General features: G+C 64.2%; 23 protein-coding genes and 2 tRNA genes. 8 read left to right on the top strand and 17 right to left on the bottom strand.

The features are described 5' to 3' along the window. Positions 1–6: 6 nt before the first annotated feature. The 8 genes from BWQ93_RS03245 to BWQ93_RS03210 form a co-directional block, all read right to left on the bottom strand. The gene (locus tag BWQ93_RS03245; protein ID WP_077029259.1) at positions 7–2,592 is read right to left on the bottom strand and encodes an MBL fold metallo-hydrolase; all 2,586 of its coding nucleotides are present in this window, start codon (positions 2,590–2,592) and stop codon (positions 7–9) included. A 294-nt stretch (positions 2,593–2,886) separates the two neighbouring features. Next, complete coding sequence (locus BWQ93_RS03240; RefSeq protein WP_077029258.1) at positions 2,887–3,162, bottom strand: hypothetical protein; 276 nt, start codon at positions 3,160–3,162, stop codon at positions 2,887–2,889. A gap of 68 nt (positions 3,163–3,230) precedes the next feature. Beyond that, complete coding sequence (locus BWQ93_RS03235) at positions 3,231–3,578, bottom strand: DUF2958 domain-containing protein (RefSeq protein ID WP_077029257.1); 348 nt, start codon at positions 3,576–3,578, stop codon at positions 3,231–3,233. 298 nt (positions 3,579–3,876) lie between these two features. Next, positions 3,877–4,494 carry a hypothetical protein gene (locus BWQ93_RS03230; protein WP_077029256.1) on the bottom strand — a complete coding sequence of 206 codons (618 nt, stop codon included), beginning with the start codon at positions 4,492–4,494 and terminating at the stop codon, positions 3,877–3,879. A gap of 44 nt (positions 4,495–4,538) precedes the next feature. After that, a complete protein-coding gene (locus BWQ93_RS03225; RefSeq protein ID WP_077029255.1) occupies positions 4,539–4,730 on the bottom strand; it encodes a helix-turn-helix transcriptional regulator in 192 nt (63 codons plus the stop codon). Between the two features lie 113 nt (positions 4,731–4,843). Next, positions 4,844–5,611: a hypothetical protein gene (locus BWQ93_RS03220; protein ID WP_077029254.1), complete on the bottom strand. Its 768-nt coding sequence runs from the start codon at positions 5,609–5,611 to the stop codon at positions 4,844–4,846. Then, a complete protein-coding gene (locus BWQ93_RS03215; protein ID WP_077029253.1) occupies positions 5,608–6,834 on the bottom strand; it encodes a tyrosine-type recombinase/integrase in 1,227 nt (408 codons plus the stop codon). Before BWQ93_RS03215 ends, BWQ93_RS03220 begins: the two co-directional genes overlap by 4 nt. A gap of 209 nt (positions 6,835–7,043) precedes the next feature. After that, positions 7,044–7,117: transfer RNA gene (locus tag BWQ93_RS03210), tRNA-Gly, on the bottom strand. A 98-nt stretch (positions 7,118–7,215) separates the two neighbouring features. Here BWQ93_RS03210 and dinB point away from each other — a divergent pair. Further along, positions 7,216–8,355, top strand: a complete 1,140-nt coding sequence (gene dinB / locus BWQ93_RS03205) for a DNA polymerase IV (RefSeq protein WP_077029252.1) — start codon at positions 7,216–7,218, stop codon at positions 8,353–8,355. A 13-nt stretch (positions 8,356–8,368) separates the two neighbouring features. Here dinB and BWQ93_RS20650 read toward each other — a convergent pair whose 3' ends face one another. Both BWQ93_RS20650 and BWQ93_RS03195 read right to left on the bottom strand, forming a co-directional pair. Beyond that, positions 8,369–8,953: a hypothetical protein gene (locus tag BWQ93_RS20650; protein ID WP_156878117.1), complete on the bottom strand. Its 585-nt coding sequence runs from the start codon at positions 8,951–8,953 to the stop codon at positions 8,369–8,371. 36 nt (positions 8,954–8,989) lie between these two features. Continuing rightward, entirely contained in the window at positions 8,990–10,588 is a 1,599-nt protein-coding gene (locus BWQ93_RS03195) for a peptide chain release factor 3 (RefSeq protein ID WP_077029250.1), read from the bottom strand. A 107-nt stretch (positions 10,589–10,695) separates the two neighbouring features. Here BWQ93_RS03195 and BWQ93_RS03190 point away from each other — a divergent pair, with 107 nt between their 5' ends. Further along, complete coding sequence (locus tag BWQ93_RS03190; protein WP_156878116.1) at positions 10,696–11,199, top strand: hypothetical protein; 504 nt, start codon at positions 10,696–10,698, stop codon at positions 11,197–11,199. Here the strand turns inward: BWQ93_RS03190 and BWQ93_RS03185 are convergent. Then, positions 11,174–12,601: a transglutaminase-like domain-containing protein gene (locus BWQ93_RS03185; RefSeq protein ID WP_198040459.1), complete on the bottom strand. Its 1,428-nt coding sequence runs from the start codon at positions 12,599–12,601 to the stop codon at positions 11,174–11,176. The two genes, BWQ93_RS03190 and BWQ93_RS03185, sit on opposite strands and share 26 nt — an antisense overlap. A 151-nt stretch (positions 12,602–12,752) precedes the next feature. Between BWQ93_RS03185 and BWQ93_RS03180 the strand changes: the two genes are divergently transcribed. Both BWQ93_RS03180 and BWQ93_RS03175 read left to right on the top strand, forming a co-directional pair. After that, entirely contained in the window at positions 12,753–13,412 is a 660-nt protein-coding gene (locus BWQ93_RS03180) for a hypothetical protein (protein WP_077029247.1), read from the top strand. Positions 13,413–13,919: 507 nt separating this feature from the next. After that, entirely contained in the window at positions 13,920–14,720 is an 801-nt protein-coding gene (locus BWQ93_RS03175) for an enoyl-CoA hydratase-related protein (RefSeq protein WP_077029246.1), read from the top strand. A 419-nt stretch (positions 14,721–15,139) separates the two neighbouring features. On the opposite strand, the gene BWQ93_RS03165 is transcribed toward BWQ93_RS03175, so the two are convergent. The 3 genes from BWQ93_RS03165 to BWQ93_RS03155 form a co-directional block, all read right to left on the bottom strand. Then, complete coding sequence (locus BWQ93_RS03165) at positions 15,140–15,742, bottom strand: HD domain-containing protein (protein WP_077029244.1); 603 nt, start codon at positions 15,740–15,742, stop codon at positions 15,140–15,142. 70 nt (positions 15,743–15,812) lie between these two features. Beyond that, positions 15,813–16,391 (bottom strand): hypothetical protein, encoded by a 579-nt coding sequence (locus tag BWQ93_RS03160; RefSeq protein WP_232314722.1) that lies wholly within the window; start codon positions 16,389–16,391, stop codon positions 15,813–15,815. Positions 16,392–16,506: 115 nt separating this feature from the next. Further along, on the bottom strand, positions 16,507–17,070 hold the full coding sequence (locus BWQ93_RS03155) for a hypothetical protein (RefSeq protein WP_077032176.1): 564 nt from the start codon (positions 17,068–17,070) through the stop codon (positions 16,507–16,509). 150 nt (positions 17,071–17,220) lie between these two features. Here BWQ93_RS03155 and BWQ93_RS03150 point away from each other — a divergent pair, with 150 nt between their 5' ends. Next, a complete protein-coding gene (locus BWQ93_RS03150; RefSeq protein ID WP_077029242.1) occupies positions 17,221–17,664 on the top strand; it encodes an RrF2 family transcriptional regulator in 444 nt (147 codons plus the stop codon). Positions 17,665–17,718: 54 nt separating this feature from the next. Here BWQ93_RS03150 and BWQ93_RS03145 read toward each other — a convergent pair. Together BWQ93_RS03145 and BWQ93_RS03140 are read right to left on the bottom strand one after the other, a co-directional pair. Beyond that, positions 17,719–17,794 (bottom strand) — tRNA-Ala (locus tag BWQ93_RS03145). A gap of 119 nt (positions 17,795–17,913) precedes the next feature. Further along, positions 17,914–18,240 (bottom strand): TIGR02300 family protein, encoded by a 327-nt coding sequence (locus BWQ93_RS03140; RefSeq protein WP_077029241.1) that lies wholly within the window; start codon positions 18,238–18,240, stop codon positions 17,914–17,916. A 124-nt stretch (positions 18,241–18,364) separates the two neighbouring features. Here BWQ93_RS03140 and aroA point away from each other — a divergent pair, with 124 nt between their 5' ends. Further along, the gene (gene aroA, locus BWQ93_RS03135) at positions 18,365–19,693 is read left to right on the top strand and encodes a 3-phosphoshikimate 1-carboxyvinyltransferase (RefSeq protein ID WP_077029240.1); all 1,329 of its coding nucleotides are present in this window, start codon (positions 18,365–18,367) and stop codon (positions 19,691–19,693) included. Continuing rightward, the gene (locus BWQ93_RS03130; protein ID WP_077029239.1) at positions 19,690–20,319 is read left to right on the top strand and encodes a (d)CMP kinase; all 630 of its coding nucleotides are present in this window, start codon (positions 19,690–19,692) and stop codon (positions 20,317–20,319) included. The genes aroA and BWQ93_RS03130 overlap by 4 nt, the downstream gene beginning before the upstream one ends. On the opposite strand, the gene BWQ93_RS03125 is transcribed toward BWQ93_RS03130, so the two are convergent. Further along, positions 20,303–21,592: an adenylate/guanylate cyclase domain-containing protein gene (locus BWQ93_RS03125; RefSeq protein ID WP_077029238.1), complete on the bottom strand. Its 1,290-nt coding sequence runs from the start codon at positions 21,590–21,592 to the stop codon at positions 20,303–20,305. The two genes, BWQ93_RS03130 and BWQ93_RS03125, sit on opposite strands and share 17 nt — an antisense overlap. A 387-nt stretch (positions 21,593–21,979) precedes the next feature. On the opposite strand from BWQ93_RS03125, the gene rpsA reads away from it, so the two are divergent. After that, positions 21,980–23,695, top strand: a complete 1,716-nt coding sequence (gene rpsA, locus BWQ93_RS03120) for a 30S ribosomal protein S1 (protein WP_077029237.1) — start codon at positions 21,980–21,982, stop codon at positions 23,693–23,695. The last annotated feature ends 38 nt before the right edge of the window (positions 23,696–23,733 follow it).

Here is a 23,733-nt window from a genome sequence, read left to right as displayed (position 1 = left end):
AATACATTACCAGCCCAATCCCAAGCAGGTGAATTGCTCGAGATTCTTGAGGCGCCGGGCCGTACCCAGGGGATCGAGGTCGTGTCCCGATCCGACGATGGTCTGAGCGAAATCCCCCCTTGCCCTGAAAAGTGCCAGCGCGGGTGAAATGTTATCGGCCTTCAGGTGGCTCCAAAAGGCCTGATGGAGCCGCATGGCATAGTTGCGATCGGGATCGATCGAGGGTCCGGAATAATGCGCGCCGGTACACCCGACGAACGCAAGCGCACCCGCCTTCAGATAAGAGAGTGCGATGGACCGTTCAGCCAGGCGCGGTGCCGGGAATGTGACCGCGCCATAGGCTTTTTCGTCAACGATCAACGCGCCCCAGCAGCATCCCGAAAACACGATTCCGTCGAAGCGCGGCGGCACGCTGGCCGCGAGGAATGCCTCCGGATACCCCGTTCCATTGGCATCCTCGCCCGTGAACAAGCTTCCATCGTCGTCTGCGCCGTGCAGCATATAATAATGGCACGCGGACTGCAGCATGCCGGCCTCGAGCCTCTCGGGACCGAATGTCTCGCACACCTCGATTTCGCGCGTACCGATCACCTCGCTCCATATTTCGGCTGCAAATGGCCGCGCCAGATTTCGTATTCCGAACTTCTCCAGCCGTCGGAGCGGAGAAGCGGCCAGCGCATTGAGAAAAAGGCCGGCGTCGCGTGCGTCGGGTACTCGAGAAACCGGAAACTCGGCGATCGCATCTCCATCGACATCGGCGTAGCTGCTGTCGCTCCACACCCAAAAGTTATCCGCATCCTCGATCGCCTGCCCGCCAAGCTTCCGCCGAAGGTCGTTGGAAAGCACATCGCGCCGCACCGACGGCACGACATCATATCCTCCCAACAAAACCACGCCTTGGGCCTGCGGGGCTTTTCGCAATTGAGCCCGCGCGAGGTCGATTAGACGATCTCCTGTCCCCAAGACGAGCATGCCGCCACGCTGCTCCACCTCGGCGAGCACGCGATCGGCTTCGCCGCGTCCGATATTCGCGGCGAGACGAACGGGATCCGTCACGAACAGAAGTCCTGTGATCGAGCGCCCCGGAGCGACCATCTGCCCATCGGCGAGCGGTCGCGACGCTCCTCCGACACCATGGGTACCGACAGGCTGATATGCGAATGGCGCGCTCGCCGATGCCCCGGCGGGGCGAACGACAATGTCGACACCCGCCACGCTCATGTCGATCGGACCTGGAGGCAGGTTTACGATGATGATCTGGGGGCCTTGACCTTCCGCTATTGCCGCAACAGGTTGCGACGGCGACGGAGCGGCTTTCCTCGCAGCCCATGGCGCGGGCTCGTTCTCGCGGGCGGGTACATCCCTTTCCAGATTCGGCGAAAAGTCGTTCAGGGCACCGCGCGACACGCGAACCGGGTTGGACGCCGTTTTCGGACGGACCTCGATATGGCCGTTTCGATCGGTTCGCGCGAAGACGATCCCCTCGCGGCGCTTAAGCCGGGTCAACAGGCCCGGATAAGGATGCTTTTCGTCATGCAGCCCTCCCGAATGGACCAGGAATCGAGGGTTGCCGATATCGTCCAGAAACAGATCATCCTGACCGTTATGACTGGTGTGATGGGTCGTTTTGAACAGGACATAGGGTCCGGCGTCCACAACCGCCCGCCGAAGCGCCTCCATCTCCTCCTCGATCTGGCGAACGCCAGGGTCGGTGAACTGCATATCGCCGGCGAGCAAGGCCCGGGCGCCGGGCGGACCGAACGCCAGACAGATGCTCTGGCAGTTCATGCCGTTGCCGCGCGGATTGCGACCGACCGGGTCGGCCGGGCTGCCGACGATCGAACGATAGAGATCGATGATGCCCATCGTGTCGCTGCTGCGCAGCCGAGCGGCAAGACCGTCCGCCTCGTCGTTCGTGGTCGCGATCTGCTCGGCGCAGCGTAAAATCTGGCTTGGCGACGGGCCCAGCAATCTAATGCCAGTGGGTTTCAGCCGCTCGGCAATCTCATCGTCCAATGCCCCGCCTCGATGGAAGACGATCTTTACGCCCTTCTGTTCGAGATCCTCGACGAACTGGTTGTAGCGAGCCTCCACAGTCGCCACCGCGTCGATGAACGCCGCCAGTTCCCCATCGTCCAGATCGCTGGCGTCTTCCTCGCGCAGCAAGGCCGCGAGCCGGTCGGCCGAACTCATGGCGTCCATGCTCGGCGCGTCCGTCCCGGCCTCGCGTCCAAATCCTGCCTTCGGATCCGTCAGAAGGGCGAACGCGGGCTTGATCACGTCGTTGGCGACCAGTTCGGGAAGGCAGCCGACATGATCGGCATGGCAATGGGTGACGACGACGAGATCGATGGCATGCGGCGCCGGCGCTCCCAGGATTTTCTCCAGTTGCGCCGGGATCGACGAATAGCCGCGCTGCCCCCGGAAATCCTCCCGGTGGCTACCGTCTATCAGAATGCGAAGCTTGCCAAAAACGACGAGGGTGCATTCGCCATATTTGGTCCCGCCGACATCAAGGAAATGGTAGACGCCCTGCGCAGCGTCTGCTTCGGTCGTATCGACGGAGCCGTCAGCGGTCACCGCATCAGCCATATGCTATCCCCTCCCCTCGGCGCCGCGGTCCGGTCTCCAGTCTCGCCAAAGCTCGCGGACTCGCCACGCGCCGCCTGTCGCCGGCCGCAGAATGGCGCGCGGAAAGCCATGTTTCAATCCGAGATGCATCCAAAAAGAACGGTTCCGCGGACGCTCTCGGTCCGAGTTGTAGCGCCACCACGAGCAAGCGACGGGACGATATCATCGTCTGTCCCGAACGTTCGACCCGCCAAGCACCCGGGCGGTTTCGAGATTGTCAGGATTACAGCAGTTTGCGCGGTGATCCTCGATCGATCATCCATGCAGAAGACCGCCAGTTTGGGTCATCATCGTTAGCGCCTGGCGGGACGTGACGATCCCGCTGATGATGCAAGCCTCCTCGGCGTCGATATGGGACGGAAAATCGGTCGGTTCGGATCCCGTGGTTCCGAGATCGAAATGCTCCGGGTGGACATATCCACGGTGGCTTTCCGAATAGCTCCAACCAAGAGTCTCGGCGGCGCATAACCAAATCCCATCCTCAAGTTCGTGCAGATCGCGAAGTTTCCGGTCGCTCGCTATGTGCATCATGTCCCTGTCCTTTCCATGGCCCCTCGTTCAGGGCAATCGTCCATCCTGCGAGATCGGCGCAAAAGAGATCAGGTCACGATCGCCCCCGCCGCGATCGCGGCATCGGCATAGGCTCCGAGCACGCGGTCCGCCCGAAAGCCTGCGTCGCGCTCAACGCGTAGTCCCAGCGGGCCGCGCAGGGCCGCCAACTCGTCGAGCGACACGGTGCCGAGTTCGGGAAACCCGAGCCCCAGATCGCACAGTCCGAAAGCGATGTCCGGGTCGTCGGGATCGAGTTCGGTGAGCAGCCATGTCGCGGCGCCATCGGGCGTGAAGAGTTTGACCAGCGGAAAAGGGTCATGATCGCGGCCCGCCCGGGTCATTGCACCATTGGCCAAAAGCAATGCGCGAAGCGTGTCGGGAATGAGGGTCTGCATTGAAGGTCTCCTGGCGGGACCACGGAAGGCGGGCCCGATGGAGAGGGCAAGGGGCGGCTGCCGGACAGCTGCACCCACAGGGCCGCAGCGCAGCGCAGGACATCGCGGCGCGGGCATTTTGCCTCGCGATGCAAAGGCGCGAAGCGCCGGCGGAAAATGGCCGAGAGGCGGTGTTGCAGCTGTCCGGAAGAGCGAAGCGCCCCGCCCCATCAACCCGCTCCCGGGCCGCTGCTCCGTCCCGCAAAGGAATTGAAAAAGGCCAGCCCGCCCCGACGCGGCTGGCTTAGCGCCCTAGAGGTCAGCAGCCGACCTCGTGGGCGAGATTGGCATCCTGCTGCGCTTTGAGCCAATCGAGCGACGCGGGGATTTCCCGGAATTCCAGAGCATACATCGGCATCTGCCAATGATTGTAGAGAATACGGACATGCTCGTCGGTCAGCGCGGTGCCGATGAACCCTTTCGCGTCGAGTGCGTCCAGCATGCCCTGCGTCAACGCGCGGGCTTCGCCTGGATGGCGGTCGCCGACGAAATCGATTTCGTTCCAGATCGCGTGCACGAGCTTCAGCCCGTCGGCGCTGAACATTCCGGCGGCGTCCATCGCCTCGACAAGCGCGAGCGCATGCGGAGGACCGCCGAAGAGTCCGAGGATCGTCATTCCGCGCGGCGCGCACCATCGCGGGGTGCCGTCCTCATAGGCTTCGATATCGGCATAAAGCGCCGCCTCGCGGCGGTAGCGCTTCGAATTGGGAACGATATATTCGCCGATCATTCCTTCCAGCTCGTGGCCCTGACGCTCCTCGTCGAGATAGGTTTGGAGCTGCGCTATGTCTTTTGCGTGCCAATGCTGGGCTTCGCTATAGAGCAGGCGGCTCAGATGGTCGTAGAAAGCATGGATGATATTGCCGGCCCGCGGCAATAAACAGCGACTAGGGGTGGCGGGTCACCTCATGCTTGTCGCGGTCACGCGTCTGCCCCCGCAATCAACGCGTGCAGGGCATCGGCAGGAATGATCGTGCGGCCGCCGATGCGAACCACGCGGAGCGTCCCCTCGCCGATATATCGATACAGGGTGCTGCGGCCGAGGCCGGTGGCCGCGATCGCTTCCTTGATGCTGTACCCGATCTTGTCGGGCTGGCGGCTTATGGACGACATGGAATCACCTCGTATCTCGTTGAACGAGGTCCAAAAACGCCATATCGAGATCACGCGGCAAAGACACTTTTCGCGTGCGCCGCGTGAAACACCGCGTAAGGTAAACTCTTGAATTAAATTCCTTTTACCTTGCGCCACGCGGGACGAAACACATCTTCGCGTGAAAGGCGCGCGTGCGAAGGATCCGCGTGGAAATCTCGCCACGCCTTGTCCATGCCGTTGCCCTTTCCGGATTTTATCCAGTTCTTGCACCACAGCATGACGTCTTCCTCGCGCATGCGGGGCGCGCCGCGCGGGTTTGGCCAACAGCGAACGACCCCCGCGCGCTCAGCCTCGACCAACAGGTAGCCGTCGGCCATGCACGGGTCGGTACCAAGCGCGTCGAACTCACGGTCGAAGCCGTCGGGATGGTCGGGCCAAAGCATGTCCGGGGACCCATCAGGTTGGCGTCGAATACCGCCTGTCGAAACATCGAATTGCGAGAAGGTAGCGAGCACATTGCGAGAGAGGTCCGTCGTGTCCGCCACGGCCGCCTCGTGGCGCGTAAAATGATGGGTGTAGCGGCCACGCACGGTAAGGTTGCCTCGCTCCGCTTCTTCGCGAAGGTGCCGCCAGGCATCGGCTAGCCGCTGTAACCCGCGCTCGCGATTCTCAAAATAACCGGTTCCCGGACCGTCCGCTGGATTCACATCGTGACTTCCGAAAAACGACCGAAGCCTGTCCTTGGCACTAAGGGGCTCGGTGGAGCTATGGCCCGCAATCTGCTCGAGCAACTGGTCGTGAGACATCGCGTCCGCGAACGCGATCCACGTCAATGCTTCGACCAATGAGACAAAGGGGTGCTCAGCTAAATACCGCCCTTTCGCTGACACGCGGGTCATTGGCGTGCCCCAATAAAGGCGGTTTCGTCACCGCGCCGCAACTCGTCCAGATAGTCGCTCCACCATTGCGCCATCTCGACCCTCTCCTGCCAATGCGCGCCGCGGTGATAGGCCGCGCGGACCTTGTCGGCATCGCCATGTGCGAGAGCGCGCTCGATCGCATCCGGGGACCATTTTCCGCTTTCGTTGAGAAGCGTCGATGCCATCGCCCGGAACCCGTGCGCGGTCATCTCGTCGCTGGAATAGCCGAGGCGCCGCAAACCGGCGTTGATGGTATTCTCGCTCATCGGGCGAGCGCGCGTGCGGATTGACGGGAATACATATCCCACAGGGCCGGACAAGGGAGGGACCTCTCGGAACAACGCGACGACCTGTCGGGAAAGCGGGACATGATGAGGCTTGCGCATCTTGGTCTTCTCGGCAGGTATCGTCCAGACGTCCGAGTCCAAGTCGACTTCCTCCCACAGCGCATGACGCAGTTCGCCGGGTCGGACGAAGACATGGGGCGCAATCTGCATTGCCAGCTTCGCAACGCCCATGCCCTCGTATCCGCCGATGGCACGGAGCAACTCCCCGACCCGTTCGGCATTCAGAATCGCGCCATAGTGCGTCACCTTCGGAGCGGTGAGCGCGCCCCTGAGATCGCGCGTCGGATCGGAGCGAAGGCGTGCCGTTGCGACCGCGTAACGAAAGACCATACTCGCCAGCTGCAGCGTCCGCCGCGCGCTCTCGAGATTTCCTTTCCGCTCGATCCGCCTGACGGCATCGAGAACGTCGGCCGGCTCGATCTCCGAGATCGCCATCGGTCCGATCGACGCCTTGAGCAGGCTGAGCAGATACTCGCTCCGCGTCGCCGTTGCCGGCGCCCACCGCTTGTCGCCGTCGCGCCTGCGCTTGGCGCAATATTCCTCCGATATGACGTTGAACGAGTTTTCGGCCGCCACGCGCGAGCGCACCTTCTCGCGGCGCTTTTCCTGCGAGGGGTCCTTGCCATTCGCAATGAGCGTACGGGCGGCCTCGCGCCGCTTGCGCGCCTCGCTCAAGCTGATTTCCGGGTAGGCCCCGATCGCGAGCTGCTTCTCGCGCCCGTTGAGCCGATATTTGAGTCGCCAGAGCTTACCGCCCGCCGGCGTTACAAGAAGATGCAAACCGCCTCCGTCAGCGAGTTTGACCGGCTTGCTGCCCGGCTTCGTATTCCTGATTGCCACGTCAGTAAGTGCCATAATCAGTTCCCTCCGGGTTCATCGTGCCCCGAAATGCCCCCACCGGTGGGGGCATCGAATTGACCGTCAGCGAGACGCCCCCGAAAAATGCCCCCAATGATTGGCGGCTTTAGATGGACGCAATGGAACGCCTATGGTCTGATTATGGCAGAATATGAGGAGTTTCCGGACCATGTCCAGACGAATACGAACATCATGGGATGGGAAATTGGAGCGGGTAGCGGGAATCGAACCCGCCTAGCTAGCTTGGAAGGCTAGAGCATTACCACTATGCTATACCCGCTTCGCCAAGGCCGCGGCGATTGCCAGTTTGGCTGGGCCGCGTCAAGCGCGCGCATTGGTGGCGTTGAGAACATCGTGGCAACATGCTAGGCTCGCAGCGTGGAAGATGCTGAAGAAGCCGAAGACCGGGACCTGCCGACCGCCGACGCCCCCGTCCGCAAGATCATCCATGTCGACATGGATGCCTTTTACGCGTCGGTCGAGCAGCGCGATGCGCCACGGCTGCGCGGACTACCCGTCGCGGTCGGCGGCTCGTCGCGGCGCGGGGTGGTCGCGGCGGCGAGCTATGAGGCGCGCAAGTTCGGGGTGCGCTCAGCGATGCCCAGCGTCACCGCGAAGCGGCAATGCCCCGAGCTGATCTTCGTGCCGCCACGCTTCGAGGTGTATCGCGATATCTCGCACCAGATCCGCGCGATCTTTCGCGACTATGCCGACGAGGTCGAGCCGCTGTCGCTCGACGAGGCCTATCTGGACGTTTCCGCCGACAAGGCCGGGCTCGGCAGCGCGACTGCGGCGGCGAAGGCGATCCGCGGCCGGATCCGCGAGGAGACGGGGCTGACGGCGTCGGCGGGGGTTTCGTACAACAAGTTCATCGCCAAGCTGGCGTCGGACCAGAACAAGCCCGACGGGCTGACGGTGATCCCGCCGGGCAAGGGCGCGGCCTTCGTCCAGACGCTGTCGATCCGCCGCTTCCACGGCATCGGGCCGGTGACCGCGGCGAAGATGGAGGGGCTGGGCGTGTTTTCGGGCGCCGACCTGGCGGGCAAGGACCCGCTGTGGCTCGCGGAGAATTTCGGGAATAGCGCCGAATGGCTGTACAATCTGGCGCGCGGGATCGACCATCGGCGGGGCAAGTCGAACCGGCCGCTGAAGTCGCTCGGCGGCGAGCGCACCTTCTTCAACGATTTGATCGGCGATACCGAGATCCGCGAGGCGCTGGCGCATGTCTGCAACGTCGTGTGGGATCGCGCCGCCAAAAAGGGCGCGCGCGGGCGGACGGTGACGCTGAAGCTGCGCTACGCCGATTTCCGCACGATCACGCGCGCGAAGTCGGTGCCCTCCCCTATCCTTGACGGCGCGGCGCTGCTCGCGGCGGGCGAGGCGATACTGGCGCCGTTGCTGCCGACCGAGCAGGGGATCCGGTTGCTGGGCCTGACGCTGAGCAAGTTCGAGGGCGAAGAGGATGAGGAGGATGGCGCCGAGGCGACAGGGCCCGCCGACCTGTTGAGCCTGATCTAAAGAACGAACTGGATCACAAGCTGGGGTGGAGCGGATGCTCAGGAGGTCTCCACCCGCGCACGTCAGGGTCGAAAGTTGTACAGGACAATCGATGTAGTGTGATCGCTTGTCGCATTTCTTCATTGCACATCATTCGACGGTCTCCCGGCTCGAAAAACAGCGCAGGTCTCGTTTCGAGCGATACGTCCGTTAGCCTGAGCGGATGAATACCCCGATAGTCCATCGCTCTGACTTTCGGTGAACATCGCGAGGCATCTACTGGAATATATTCGACAATTGATCCGTCGATTTCGAGCACCTCCCGGAACCGCCGCGAACAGATCGTTCCACCCTGTCCGCAAAAGTCGAAGTCGAATTGATCGTCGTCGATGACCAGTTCGATCACACCATCCTTATATCGATGTTGATCGATCAACTGGCCAGACGGGTCGTAAGCACCCGGCTCGCTATGATAATAGCTCGTCGGCGGACGTTCGGGAAATCCCGGCCACCAGCGATTGATCAGATGATATCGGCGCGGATTGCTGTCCAGCAGATACTCAACGCGTTTGGAACAGTCCGCCGTTTGGCCCAATCCAAATCGCTTTGCATCTGGCATATTGGATACCTCATTGCCAATGGCGGCCCGTGAAGACTAGTCCGCCAAAGCCCCCAGCCGCCGTTCCTTGGTCGCCGTAAAGCGGATGTCGGGATTGCGCTGGGTGATATAGCCGACTTCCCACGCGTCCTTGGCCATGAACACCGGCGCGCCGTCGCGGTCGGTGGCGCTGGCACCGCGGTGTTCGGACTGGAAGGCCTTCAGCTTCGCCGGGTCGTCCGACGCGACCCAGCGCGCGGTTTCCCATGGCGACTGCTCGAGCTTGGCCGCGACCTTATACTCGGCGTCGAGGCGGCTGATCAGCACTTCGAGCTGAAGCTGGCCGACCACGCCGACGATCATGTTCGCGCCGATCTCGGGATAGAAGACCTGGATGATCCCCTCCTCGGCCATGTCGTCGAGCGCCTTGCGGAGCTTCTTGGTCTGCGTCGGGTCGACGAGCGCGACGCGGCGCAGCAGTTCGGGGGCGAAGTTCGGCAGGCCGGTGATCGTGACGTCGGTGCGTTCGGACAAGGTATCGCCGACGCGCAAAGTGCCGTGGTTCGGGATGCCGATGATGTCGCCCGGGAAGGCTTCCTCGGCCATTTCGCGGTCCTGCGCGAGGAACAGCATCGGGCGGCTGATCGCGATCGCCTTGCCCGTGCCGCCCTGCATCAGCCGCATGCCGCGCTCGAACTTGCCCGAGCAGAGGCGCATGAAGGCGATACGGTCGCGGTGCGCGGGGTTCATATTCGCCTGCACCTTGAACACGAAGCCGGTGACCGCGTCGTCGGTCGGCTCGACCGGCGCGGGGTCGGCGGGCTGCGGCTGCGGCCCCGGCGCATGCGCGGCGAGCGCGGCGAGCAGGTCGGTGACGCTGAATTCCTTGAGCGCCGAGCCGAAATAGACCGGGGTCAGGTCGCCATTGCGGTACGCCGCGCCGTCGAAGGGGGCGTAGCAGGCCGAGGCGAGTTCGGTTTCTTCCTTGAGATGCGCGAGCGCCCCCGCCGACAGCTGGGCCGCGAGCGCGGGATCGTCGAGCCCCTCGACCTTCACCCAGTCGCCCTCGTACATCCGCGACGCATCGGTGCCGGGCTTCATGATCGCGGGGTCGGCGAGGTCGTAGATCCCCTCGAACGTCCCGCCCATGCCCACGGGCCAGTTCATCGGGCACACGTCGAGCGCGAGCCGGTCGGCGACCTCGTCGAGCAGCTCGAACGGCGGCAGCCCCTCGCGATCGACCTTGTTGACGAAGGTGATGATCGGCACCGAGCGCAGGCGGCAGACCTCGAACAGTTTCAGCGTCTGCGGCTCGATGCCCTTGGCGGCGTCGATCACCATCACCGCGCTGTCGACCGCGGTGAGTGTGCGATAGGTATCCTCGCTGAAATCCTCGTGCCCCGGGGTGTCGAGCAGGTTGAAGATGAGGCCGGCGTGCTCGAAGGTCATCACCGACGAAGTCACCGAAATGCCGCGCTGCTGCTCGATCTTCATCCAGTCGGAGCGCGCGCGTCGCGCCTGGCCGCGCGCTTTCACTTCGCCCGCGATATGGATCGCGCCGCCGGCGACGAGCAATTTCTCGGTCAGCGTCGTCTTGCCCGCGTCGGGGTGCGAGATGATGGCGAAGGTGCGGCGTTCGGGGTGCGGAGCGATCATGGCGCGCGCCTAGCAGCGGCGCGGCGGCCTGGGAAGGGGCGGCAATCCGCGATTGCCCGCACGCGCCATCTCTGGCATCCTTCCGGGGTAAAGAGATGGAGGCCCCGATGTCGCTTTTCCCGCGGATACAAAGCCCCTGCCCCTATAAGGGCAAGCTCAGCGACATCATGGACGGCGACATCTGCCGCCTCTGCCACCGCGAGGTGCACGACATCACCGAGCTGTCGAGCGCGGCGCGGCAGGCGCTGGTCGCGGGATGCAGCGACGAGATTTGCGTGAGCTACAGACTGCCGGTGAAATCGGCCCTCGCTGCGATGGCGCTGGGCGCCAGCATGGCGGCGCCCGCGCATGCGCAGGTCGACGAACTGCTGGCGACCAACCTCGCCGAGCCCGAGAGCGGCGAATATTGCTATGAAGAGATCATCGTTGGCGGGCTCAAGAAGCCCGGCGAGGTCGAATGGCTGACCGCCGACCTCGAGACCGACCTGCCCGAAATGCCCGTGGTCTATGACGACGAGCCGGTGCCCGCGGCCAATGCCACCGATGACAAGGACGACACGCCGCAGGATGATCGCGAGCCGCTCATCAAGGATCGTCCGGCCGCTTCCTGACTTCGGAAATCGCACGCCATTCGAGCAGCGCCGCGACCTGCCGCGCTTCGACCATCGCTTCGGGCTCGCCGTCGCTGAGGCTGAGCGCGATATGCGTCGCGTCGAAGCCGTTCAGCGAGATGTCGAAGCTTTTCCAGCGCCCGTCGACGAAGGCGATCACCCAGCTGTGCGGCATATAGGCGTTGCTCGCGCCGTGATAGCGGCCGGGAGAGAAGACGAGGCCATGGACGACGCGCGCCGGGATGCCTGCGGCGCGGCCGAGCGCGGCGAGCACCAGCGCATCCTCGGTACAGTCGCCGGCGTGGCGCCGCCACGCGGTGCGCGCCGAGAGATAGCCCTCGAACTCGATCCGCGGCAGCCGCGCACGCGCGGTCGCGCCGAGGCGGATCATCACAGCCTCGTCGGTCTGGGCAATCCGCCGCGCCTGCGCTGCCTTGTCGCGAAACGCGGCGTCGTCGCTCTGGACCCAGGACGTCGGCAGCGTCCAGCGCGCGGCCTCCTCCGCCGTAGGGGCAGCGTTCGGCCCGCAGTCGCTGCAGATATCGACCTGCCAGCCGTCGCCCTCGCGGCGGGCGCGCTGCTCGCCTGTCTCGGGAAAGGCGAAAGGAATGTCGGCGAAGCCGCCGAAGGCATAGCGGATCTGCGCCATCGCCGCGCGCTGGGTGATATGGACGCCGGGCTTGTGCTGTTCGTGCGCGACGATGCGGCCGCGCGACAGCAATTTTTCCGACTCCGGCGGTCCGTCGTCGCGGCGCCAGCTGCGCGAACTGCCGAGCAGCGGCTGCTTCGCCTCGACGAGTTTACCGTCCTCGTAGCTCAGCCAGCGCACCGACTGCAGCCGCCCGCCGAGCGCGCTGGTCAGCACATAGCCATGCTCGGTTCCGCCGCGCGGCGCGACGCGCATTTCGACGGCACGGAATTGCAGCCTGATGGGGTCGAATTCGGCGATCGACCAGCTTTTCGGGCCCGCGGGTTCATCGAGCAGCGGCTCCAGCGCCTCGGGATCGCCGATCGGCAGCGCGGGCATCGCCGCCGCGACGGGGTGGCGCCGGCCGTCGTTCGTCACCTGCCCCTTGAGCAGCGCGCCGTCGCGATCGAGCTCGACGCTCAGCAGCTTGCCGTTCACGCGTCGCCGCCATTGCCAGCGCTGCGGCGCACCGTCGGCGTCCAGCGCGAGGCGCCACAGCTCGTCGATCTCGGTTGCATCGTGCCCCGATACGGTGAAGGCGCTTTCGCCCTGGCGGAGGATTTCCTGCCCACCGGCGGTCGCGCCCGTGCGTTCGCTCTGCTGCCCGATCAACTGGCCGCTTTCGTCGTGGAGCGTGAAGCGGACGTCGGTTGCCGTGGCCTGCGCCGCCGCCGAAGCGGTGGTGCAGAGCATTAGTGCAATGAGCGCGGCCACGCGCCCTGGGCGGCTTCGGAACGCCGTTGCTATCGCCATCGCGCGCTGTTTTCCCTCTCCCAAGCCACGCCTCACCGTCGCGCCAGCCGCGCATGCTGTCAAAGAAAATGAAGGGCTGGATTCGCACCGCGAAGGCGCGCAAATTGCCCCCATGCGATCGCCCTTTCTCGCCGCGCTGCTCGCCGCCGCGCTCGCCCTGCCCGCTTCGGCGCAGGCGCCCGACCTCATCGGCGAATATTCACTCGCCGAGGGGCCCGACGTCGGCGGCGGTCTGCTGATCGCGGCCGACGGCACCTATGAATATGGCCTCGCCGCGGGGGCGCTCGACGAATTGTCGCGCGGCCGCTGGGAACAGCAGGGCGAGGCGATCTGCCTGGTTACCGATCCCAAGCCGGTCCCGCCGGTTTTCGAGAAGGCCGAGCCACTCGCGGTCGAAGGCAGTGTCCCGACGATCCTCGTCACTTGGCCGAACGGCGAGGCGGTGTCGGGGGTGACCTTCAAGATCGGCTTCAACAGCGGCGAGCCGGTCGAGGATTATACGCAATATAACGGCTGGACGCTGCCCGAGGACGAGACACGCGTCCCGCGCTGGATCGAGGTGGTCGAGCCGATCTACGACATCCGCGCGCCGCGGTATGAGTTCGCCGACGTCGACCAAGGCCGGCTGCACCTGCGGCTGATTCCCAACGACCTCGGCCTGATCGACCTCACCGGCGCCTGCATCGAGGCGCGCGGGAACGGCGTGGTGATGCGCCGCAAGGAAGGCGAGTTGCGATTCGTGCGCTATGAGGCGATCGACGACGCCGAATAATCGAGGGATGTGGGCTTTGGGGTGGCGAACTGCATTCGTCCGGTTCCAAAGTTCAGGAAAGTTCAGCCCTGTGCGCCTTCCCTCAGGACGTCAGCGGCTGCTTTTGTCGACGGGGTGAACGAGACGAGATCGATGCTCGCACAGCCCGATAATGTAGGAAAGGCTTTTTTTACGACGGCGGTTTTGGGGTGGTAAGCGGCAGTTTAGCCCTCTCCCCTTGAGGGGAGAGGATAGCGCAGCTTGCTCCGTCAGGAGCTAGCGAAGCTTGGAGAGGGGTGCTTGGACGCCTCTGGCGGTCGGAAACCCCTCTCAACTCCGGCTAGGCAGCAAGCTGCCAAGCCTGCGTATCTCTCCCCTCAAGGGGAGAGAGCATAACCCTGCGAACGGCAGCAAACGCCCGAAACCCGTCGCTCTCCTTCCCTCTTGCGCTCTCCTGCCAAATCGGCCACAACTTTACGTGAACGTAAAGGTAAAGCCTGAACCGTCCCGCGAGAGGAGTTCTTCCCCATGACCACCCCCAGCTACGAAACGATCAAGCTCGAGATCGCCGACAATGTCGCGACGATCACGCTCAACCGCCCCGAACGGCTGAACTCGATGCCGCCCGCGATGGCCGACGAGATCCGCGATGCGCTCGATCACCTGCCCGTGCTCGGCGCGCGCGCACTGCTCATCACCGGCGAGGGGCGCGGCTTCTGTTCGGGGGCCGATCTCGGCGGCGACCGCGCGGCCTCGGCGGTCGGCGGCGGCGCGAACAGCCGCAAGGCGCTGCGCAACCATTATAATCCGATGCTGCTCGCGCTCGCCAACCTCGACATCCCGGTGGTCACCGCGGTCAACGGCCCCGCGGCGGGCGTCGGCTGCAGCTTCGGCCTGTCGGGCGATTTCACCTTCGTCGGCAAGTCGGCCTATTTCCTCCAGGCCTTCGTCAACATCGGCCTCGTCCCCGACGGCGGCTCGTCGTGGCTGCTGCCGCGGCTGATCGGCCTGCCGCGCGCGGCGCAGATGATGATGCTTGGCGAGAAGATCGGCGGCGAGCAGGCGGCCGAATGGGGCCTCGTCTATAAATGCGTCGACGATGCCGAGCTGCTGACCGAGGCGCGCGCGCTGGCGGTGCGCCTCGCGAGCGGCCCGACGGTGTCGCTGGGCACGATGCGCAAGATCCTGCGGAACGGCCTGTCGCAGAGCTTCGCCGAAACGCTCGACGCCGAAGCGATGGGGCAATTCGTCGCGGGCAACAGCGAGGATGCGGTCGAGGGCGTGCTGGCGTTCGTCGAGAAGCGGAAGACCGCGTTCAAGGGGAAGTAAACTTAAAGCGATTATATACTTGGCAAACTCAAAAGCCGCGCGGGAAGAAGGCCAGCCTTATGGTCATTACAGCGCATACGGCGGTTAAGAGAGCAATGAAGCTCGCGGTAAGCCAGAAGCGCACGGGCTGATCATGTCGACGCCCTGACATAGTGAACGCTGGTTGGGGGAACTCCATTGTGCCGTTCTTAAAACCGGCTACCAGAAGCCAGCCGAAAAGGATCGTGAAAGCAAGCGTGACGACCGCTTGCCAAACACCCTCGCTCACTCGGATTTATCCGGCTTGAGCTTCAAGAGCGCGACTTTCTGCCCATCATTCCAATGGTCCTGATCCTCGTCCGCTTCTAGCTCGCCAGCGACCTGTTCGAGTTTTTGGAGCGGCGTTTGATGTCCGTTGTTACGGTAGAGAGCCCTGTTGATTACTCCGCCGCTTCCTCGACCATCACCCTCTTGTAGATGCTCTTCTTCGGATACGAACAAATCCGCATCACCATCGGCTCGAAGAATTCCAGCGGCTCGCTCGCATAATCGGGGTCGAACGCCGGCGCGTCATATTTTTCGCAGAATTCGGCGCACGCCGCATAGTACGGGCTATCCTTGAACTGGTCGCGCATGTCGCGGTCGAGGCCGATGTAGTGGAAGAAATAATGGCCCTGGAAGATGCCGTGGTGCTGGACGATCCACAGATTCTCTTCCGATAGGAAGGGCTTCAGGATCGCCGCCGCGACGTCGGGATGGTTGAACGCGCCGAGCGTGTCGCCGATGTCGTGGAGCAGCGACATCACGACATACTCCTCGTCGCGCCCGTCGCGGTGCGCGCGCGTCGCGGTCTGCAGGCAATGTTCGAGCCGGTCGACCGGAAAGCCGCCATAGTCGCCGCCGAGCAATTTCAGATGGTCGAGAATGCGTTTGCCGTTCTGCGGTGCGAACGCCTTTTGCTCGCGCGCGATGATGTCCCAATCCTGTTGCGTCCCGTCGATCATCGAACGGAAGGACGCGTGATCGTGCGTCATATCGGTCATGGCAGCCTCTCCTATGGTTGAGGGCAGCTTATGTCATTCGTTGCTGAATGCAACCTGGTGTAGGCCCGCGTCACTCGACGGCGTAGGTTACACCATATTTCAACGCCTCGGCCTGCGTCAGGCAGCGCCGGGTCGATTTATCCTCTTCGGTGGCGACTGCCTGTTGCCGGTACATGATGTCGGTCAGCAATTTGCGCGACACGCCCATGCGGATCAGGAAATCATTATCCTCGCTGGCAAGCAACGCCGAGTCTTGTTCGATGCTGCCGATGAGCTCCTTGGTCGCATCGGTACCCATCGCGACACTCATGTCGATCGCCGAACGGTCACCCGTACGGGTGAACATATGGACCATGAACACGCCGCCGGGATCGATCATCCGCGGCTGCCCGCCCATGAAGACGAAATTGCAGGCGCTGAAGCAGGCCCAACCGCTGGGGACCCGCGTACCGAGCCCAAAATTGGATCGAATGATACGCCCGGCAGCGTTGCCCGCGCGTGCATCGCCTCCCGGCGAGCGCAGCCAGATTTCAGAGACCTCCGGATTAGCCTTCAAGGCGGCGGCGAGGCGATCGGGAAGACCTGGATCGATGCGGCCTTCGGCCAGCATCACTTTCATGTCGCCGCGCTTTTCGACCTTCAGCGTCATCGTCGGATTGGTCGACCAGTTCGGACTAGCCGGACAGGTCGGGTTGGCAGGGTCCATGCTCTGCGCGCCGGTCAGGCCGACCAGCGCGACAGCCGCCAACGCAAGGCGGGGCAGTTTACGCCGCAAGGACATAACGCGTATCGCCCGGGCCCTTGCACATGCGCTTGGTGACCTGCGTTTCTTCACCGTCGACGATGATGAAGTCGTTGACGTTCATGCACTTGCGGCCACCCTGTTCGGTATTGATCGACGCCACGGTCGACGTCCCGCTGACATTCTCGCGCGTCGCGCTGGTCCAGCTTGCGGTCGCGCCGACTTCTTCGCCGCGCGTCACTTCCTCGGTCGCGGCGGCCGCCTGCAATTGTTCGCCGGGATCGAGACGGCAGGCGATCGCGTCGGTCAGCGTACCCGCGACCTCGGCGCTGGGAATATAGCTGCCGAAGCCCGTGCGACCCGCCGCGCTGCTGATCGTGTCGCTCAATATACCGCCCAATATCTTGCGGCCGGTGCCGTCGCCCTTCTTCCCCTTGGGACAGCCGCCATTGTCCTTCTCGCTCGGGCTAGGCGTCGGGGTCGGCGACGTCACCTTGCGGAGCAATCCGCCGAACTGCGCCTGCGCGGGCGCCACCGCGAGCAGGCAGGCGGCCAGTACCGCGGGCGCTGCCATCAATTTCCGCATAATCATCGCTCCAGCCATGTCCGCCCCCATGGGCTTTTCGGCGACCCCTGTAGCGGGGGTTCATGCCACCCGCTGTGATTTTCATCAACTCTTCGCGGTATGTCAGCCAGACAGGTTGAATTAAGGGTGAATATGCATCACTAGATCGTCATGCTGTCGCAAAAGACCCGTTATACGATCCGCGCCTTCCAGCACCTTGCCGACCATTGGGGCAAGGGGCAGGTCCAGTTGGCGGACATCGCCGACGCACAGAATATCCCGCCCAAATTCCTGACCGTGATCCTGTCCGAAATGGCGCGCGAGGGCCTCCTCATTTCACAGCGCGGGCGCGACGGGGGGTATCAGCTGGCGCTGCCGCCGGTCGACATCAGCTATGGCGACCTGGTGCGGCTGACGCGCGGCTCGCTCGCGCTGGTGCCCTGCGCCGCGCGCAACGCGCACGAGCATTGCAAGAATTGCCTGCCCGAAAGCGAATGCCGGATGCGCAGTTTGATGTTGAAGGTGCGCGACGACACCGCGGCGATCCTCGACCGCATCACGCTGGCCGATCCGATCGAGATGCAGCCGCTGTTCGAGACCGAAGCGGCCGAATAGGCTTCCCGCAACGCATGACAAAAAGGCCCGCTTTCGCGGGCCCTTTTTGGTGAATGGTGGAGCCTAGCGGGATCGAACCGCTGACCTCCTGCATGCCATGCAGGCGCTCTCCCAGCTGAGCTAAGGCCCCGTGCCATTCAAGGATCGTACCTAGCGGTGCGACCGGGACGCCGCCTTTACCAGCGCGCGTCCCATATGCAAGGGGCCAAATGCATCGCGTGACGCTTTTTTGACCGCCTGCCGAAAAGATCAGGTTTCAACGTCGTCATCGTCCGCGGTCGCCACGCCCAGGTCGTCGTCACCGCCGAGATCGACGTCGTTGTCGGGCGAATCGCTGTCCTCGTCGACGTCGACGTCCAGGTCCAGATCGTCATCGACCACTTCGGGTTCCTTGGCGACCTTGCCCGGCTTTTCGGCTTCTTCGAACGGCATCGGCTGCTTCGATTTCAGCACCGATTCCGGAATCCACGCATAGCCGCAATTGATGCACGCGACCGGATCGTCCTTGGTCAGATCATAGAATCGCGTTGCGCATTTCGGGCAGCTACGCTTCGTGCCCCACTCAGCCTTGACCATAAACGCCTCATAACCTTCTGGAAACAGGATAAAATATCGGAAAAGAGAAGGAAGCTGAATAGCTATCCGTCAAATCGGCGTGCGCCTTGCCAGATTGCAGGGCCGCTGTCAAAAGCCGCACGTCATGACCGATCAGAGCGCCACGCCCCGCAGCTTTTCCGCTTCCGCTCCGCTCCAAGGTAGGATCGCGATTCCGGGTGACAAGAGCATATCGCACCGATCGTTGATGCTGTCGGCGCTCGCGGTCGGAGAAAGCCGTGTCACTGGGCTGCTCGAGGGGCATGACGTGCTTGCCACCGCGGCCGCAATGCGCGCGATGGGCGCAGATATCGAGCGGCAGGACGACGGCGAGTGGCGCATCCACGGCGTCGGCGTCGGCGGGCTGCTCCAGCCGCAGCGAGCGCTCGACATGGGCAACAGCGGTACGTCGACGCGCCTACTGATGGGGCTCGTCGCGAGCCATCCGATCACCGCGACTTTCGTGGGCGACGCCAGCCTGTCGGGGCGCCCGATGGGGCGCGTCATCGACCCGCTGTCGCAGATGGGCGCCGATATTTCGGCATCGCCCGGTGGCCGCTTGCCGCTGATGGTGCGCGGGCTCGCCCCCGCCGTACCGATGGAGTACCGGCTTCCAATGGCCTCGGCGCAGGTCAAGTCGGCGATCCTGCTCGCCGGACTGAACGCGCTGGGCATCACCACGGTGATCGAACCCGTGCCGACGCGCGACCATAGCGAGCGCATGCTGAAGGGCTTCGGTGCCACGCTGGAAGTGGAAGTCGAGCCAGACGGTACGCGCTGGATTTCGATCATGGGCGAGGCCGAGCTCAAGCCGCAGACCATCGTCGTCCCCGGCGATCCCTCGTCGGCCGCCTTCTTCATCGTCGCGGCGCTGGTCGTGCCAGGCTCCGACGTGACGATCGCCAATGTCGGGCTCAACCCGACCCGCGCCGGGCTGGTCGCGGTACTACAGGCAATGGGCGGCGATATCGAACTGCTCGATGCGCGCGAAGTGGGCGGCGAGCCCGTCGCGGACCTCCGCGTCCGTCACAGCGCATTGAAGGGCATCGATGTCGATCCCGCGGTCGTGCCGAGCATGGTCGACGAATTTCCGATCCTCTTCGTCGCCGCGGCGCTCGCCGAAGGACGCACGACGACGACCGGCCTCGACGAACTGCGCGTGAAGGAAAGCGACCGCCTCGCGGTGATGGCCGCCGGCCTGCAAGCCATCGGCGCGCGCGTCGAGGAGAGCGAGGACGGCCTCGTCATCGATGGCACCGGCGGCGAGCCCCTGCCCGGTGGCGCGACCATCGCCGGCCATCTCGACCACCGCATCTGCATGAGCTTCGCCGTCGCGGGGCTGGTGAGCAAGGCGCCGGTGACGATCGACGACATCGCGCCCGTCGCGACGAGCTTTCCCAATTTCGAGGCGTTGCTGGCGGGCCTGCAGCCATGATCGTCGCCGTCGATGGCCCCACCGCGTCGGGCAAGGGCACGATCGCGCGCGCGATCGCCGAGCATTTCGGGCTTCCCGTGCTCGACACCGGGCTGCTCTATCGCGCGGTCGGCTATCAGACGCAGCTCAATCATGGCGATCCCGACAATTCCGCCGACGCGCTCGCGGCGTGCGATTTTCCGGACAGCCTGCTCGATGATCCGGCACTGCGTTATGAAAGTACCGGCAGCCTCGCGAGCCGCGCGTCGATCCATCCCGCCGTGCGCGCGGCGCTGTTCCAGCGGCAGGTCGATTTTGCGAACCAGCCCGGCGGCGCGGTGCTCGACGGGCGCGATATCGGCACCGTGATCGCGCCGCACGCCGACGCGAAACTGTTCGTGACCGCCGGCGCCGAGGCGCGTGCGCGCCGCCGCCATGCCGAAATGCTCGCGCGCGGCGTCGAGATCGGCTACGAAGCGGTGCTTGCCGACATCCACGCCCGCGACGCGCGCGACACCGGACGGAGCGAGGCGCCGCTACGGCGCGCGCCCGATGCGATGCTGCTCGACAACAGCGGGCTGAGCGTGGCCGAGGGCATCGCCGCCGCCATCGCCTTCGTCGAGGAAAAGGTCAGGCGACCCAGCTGATATCGGGCAGCGCGTTGGGTGCCGGTTTCGCCGGCGCGGCATGATAGACCGCGGTTTCGCCCACGCCCTTCAGCATCTCGACATGCGGCGGGCCGAATTCGGCGCGGTCCTTGGCGCGCAGCCAGGTGCTTTCGGAGATCGCGATGCCGTTGACCGGCGCCGTGCCTTCGAGCCGGGCAGCCATGTTCACGGTCTCGCCCCAATAATCATAGGCCATGCGCGTCGCGCCGATGACGCCGCCGACCACCGGTCCGCTGTGGATGCCGACGCGCAACCCGACCTCGACCCCGGCGAGTTGCTGGAGCTCGCCGACGACCTCGAGCACCGAGCGCGCAAAGGCGATCGCGGTGTCAGCGCTGTTGCGCGTCGTGACATTGGCGCCCGCGATCGCGAGATAGGCGTCACCGATCGTCTTGACCTTTTCGACGCCATGCTCGGCCGCGCAGCGGTCGGCATGGTTGAAGAAGGTGTTGAGCAGCTCCACCAGATGCCCCGGCGAAACGCGCTGCGCGAGCTTGGTAAAGCCCGCCATGTCGATGAAGATCACGCTGGTGTCGGCATAGGCGTCGGCGACCAGCCGCCCGTCGCGGATGCGTTCGACCGCGGCGACGGGGAGCATGTTGTAGACGAGCTCCTCGTTGCGCTTGCGCTCGAGCTCGAGCGCCTCGGCGAGTGCGAAGGCGCCGCGGCTCGACCGGTCGATCGCAAAGTTGATCGCGATCATGATCATCGCGCCGCTCATGTAACTGAGCAGCGCGTACCACAGGCCGGCGCCGTGGCTCTGCACCGCGAGCACGGTCGAGAGGAAGACGATGACGTCGAGCGCGAGCCACAGCAGGAACAGCCGCGGCCGGCTGGCCAGCGCGACCGCAGCGAAGGCGCTGACCGACAGGCGGTTCATCACCCCGACGGCGTGCATTTCCTCCTGCATGTCGATCAACTCGTCGAACAGGATCAGGTTGATATGGCCAAGCAGGAAGACGATGCCGAGCAGCGCGGCGAAATCGATCCCCGGCCGCGTGACATAGCCGTCCCAGAAGGTCGCGCCGATATAGGCGCCCGCAAGGATCAGCATCGCACCGAAATAGACCGCGAGCGTCGCCGTATCCTCTGGGCTGACGAACAGCGGATTGGCGATCGTATAGGCGAGCGCGACGAGCATGAAGAGCACGCCATAGATGCGCACGAAGGGCAAGCGCAGTGTGCGCGCGGTTTCCTGGAAACGCGCTTCGACCGCCGGATCGGCGAACGGACCATGCACCGCCTGTGGCATTGAGACCCCTCTCGATAGGGCGCGAGCATAGGGGTGAGGTCTTACGATGGGGTTTACCCGCTTCCGTTCACTCCTTCTGGCCGCCCCGGATCAAGTCCGGGGTGATGATGAAAGGACGCTTCCAGCTTGCTAATCCGCCGCTTCGCGCCTATAGGCCCGCTCGTCCGACGGGCTTTCCAGCCGGTCGAGGCATGGACAGACCGCCGCTTATAACAAGCGTCGGGCGTGACGGGGCGCACTCGTCGCGCCCTTTTTGCTTTGCCCATGGCTCGCCGATGGCATGTGCGAAGGATGCTGCGCTCCGCATCCGGCGGGCGTGGCGGATCGGCCACAAGACCAGCGGAACCAACCGCTTGGCCGGAACAAATGAAGTAAGGAAGAACATCTATGGCCTCTACGGCTTTTCCGACGCGCGACGATTTCGCCGCGCTGCTCGACGAATCGCTGGGTGGTGCCGACGGCGGCTTTGAAGGCCGCGTCGTCAAGGGCACCGTGACCGCGATCGAAAACGACCTGGCAGTGATCGACATTGGTTTGAAGAGCGAAGGCCGCGTGCCGCTCCGCGAATTCGCCATGCCGGGCCAGAAGGCCGACATCAACGTCGGTGACGAAGTCGAAGTCTATGTCGACCGCGTCGAAAACGCCAATGGCGAAACCATGCTGTCCCGCGACCGCGCCCGCCGCGAAGCCGCCTGGGACCGCCTGGAAGAAGAGTTCAACAAGGAAGCGCGCGTCGAAGGCGTCATCTTCGGCCGCGTCAAGGGCGGCTTCACCGTCGATCTCGGCGGCGCCGTGGCGTTCCTGCCCGGCAGCCAGGTCGACATCCGCCCCGTGCGCGACGTCGGCCCGCTCATGGACCTGCCGCAGCCCTTCCAGATCCTCAAGATGGATCGCCGCCGCGGCAACATTGTCGTGTCGCGCCGCGCCATCCTGGAAGAAACGCGCGCCGAACAGCGCTCGGGCCTGATCCAGAACCTGGAAGAAGGTCAGATCATCGAAGGCGCCGTCAAGAACATCACCGACTATGGTGCGTTCGTCGACCTCGGCGGCATCGACGGCCTGCTCCATGTCACCGACATGAGCTACAAGCGCGTCAACCACCCGAGCGAAGTCATCAACATCGGTGACACCGTCCGCGTCCAGATCATCCGCATCAACCGCGACACGCAGCGCATCAGCCTGGGCATGAAGCAGCTCGAAAGCGATCCGTGGGAAGGCGTCGCCGCCAAATATCCCGTTGGTGCGAAGCTGTCGGGCGTCGTCACGAACATCACCGACTATGGTGCGTTCGTCGAACTGGAAGCCGGCATCGAAGGCCTGGTCCACGTCAGCGAAATGTCGTGGGTCAAGAAGAACGTCCACCCCGGCAAGATCGTCTCGACCAGCCAGGAAGTCGACGTCATCGTCCTCGAAGTCGACAGCGACAAGCGCCGCATCTCGCTCGGCCTCAAGCAGGCCCAGTCGAACCCCTGGGGCGCGTTCGCCGAAACCCACCCGGTGGGCTCGGTCGTCGAAGGCGAAGTCAAGAATGCTACCGAATTCGGCCTGTTCGTCGGCCTGCCGGGCGACGTCGACGGCATGGTCCACATGTCGGACATCGCCTGGGGCATCTCGGGCGAGGAAGCGCTGCACCTCCACCGCAAGGGCGAGGCCGTGCAGGTCGTCGTTCTCGACGTCGACGTCGAGAAGGAACGCATCAGCCTCGGCATCAAGCAGCTTGAAAAGGGTGCACCCGCCGTTGGCGGCACCGGCACCGCTGCCGCCGGCTCGGTGAAGAAGAACGACGTCGTCACGGTCACCGTCCTCGAAGTCCGCGACAATGGCCTCGAAGTCCAGGCCGGCGACGATGGCGCCACCGGCTTCATCAAGCGCGCCGACCTCGGCCGCGACCGCGACGAGCAGCGCCCCGAGCGCTATCAGGTCGGTCAGAAGTTCGACGCGATGGTTACCGGCTTCGACCGTTCGAAGAAGCCCAGCTTCTCGGTCAAGGCGATGCAGATCGCCGAAGAGAAGCAGGCCGTCGCGCAGTACGGCTCGTCGGATTCGGGTGCCTCGCTCGGCGACATCCTCGGCGAAGCGCTGAAGGCCGGCAAGAAGGGCTGATCCAGCCCCTCATACCCGAAATGAGACAGAAGGCCCGC

It is taken from the genome of Sphingopyxis sp. QXT-31 (assembly GCF_001984035.1).
Lineage (GTDB): Bacteria > Pseudomonadota > Alphaproteobacteria > Sphingomonadales > Sphingomonadaceae > Sphingopyxis.
Note: the sequence above shows the minus strand (reverse complement) of the source record. Positions and strands in the feature narration are given on the sequence as shown.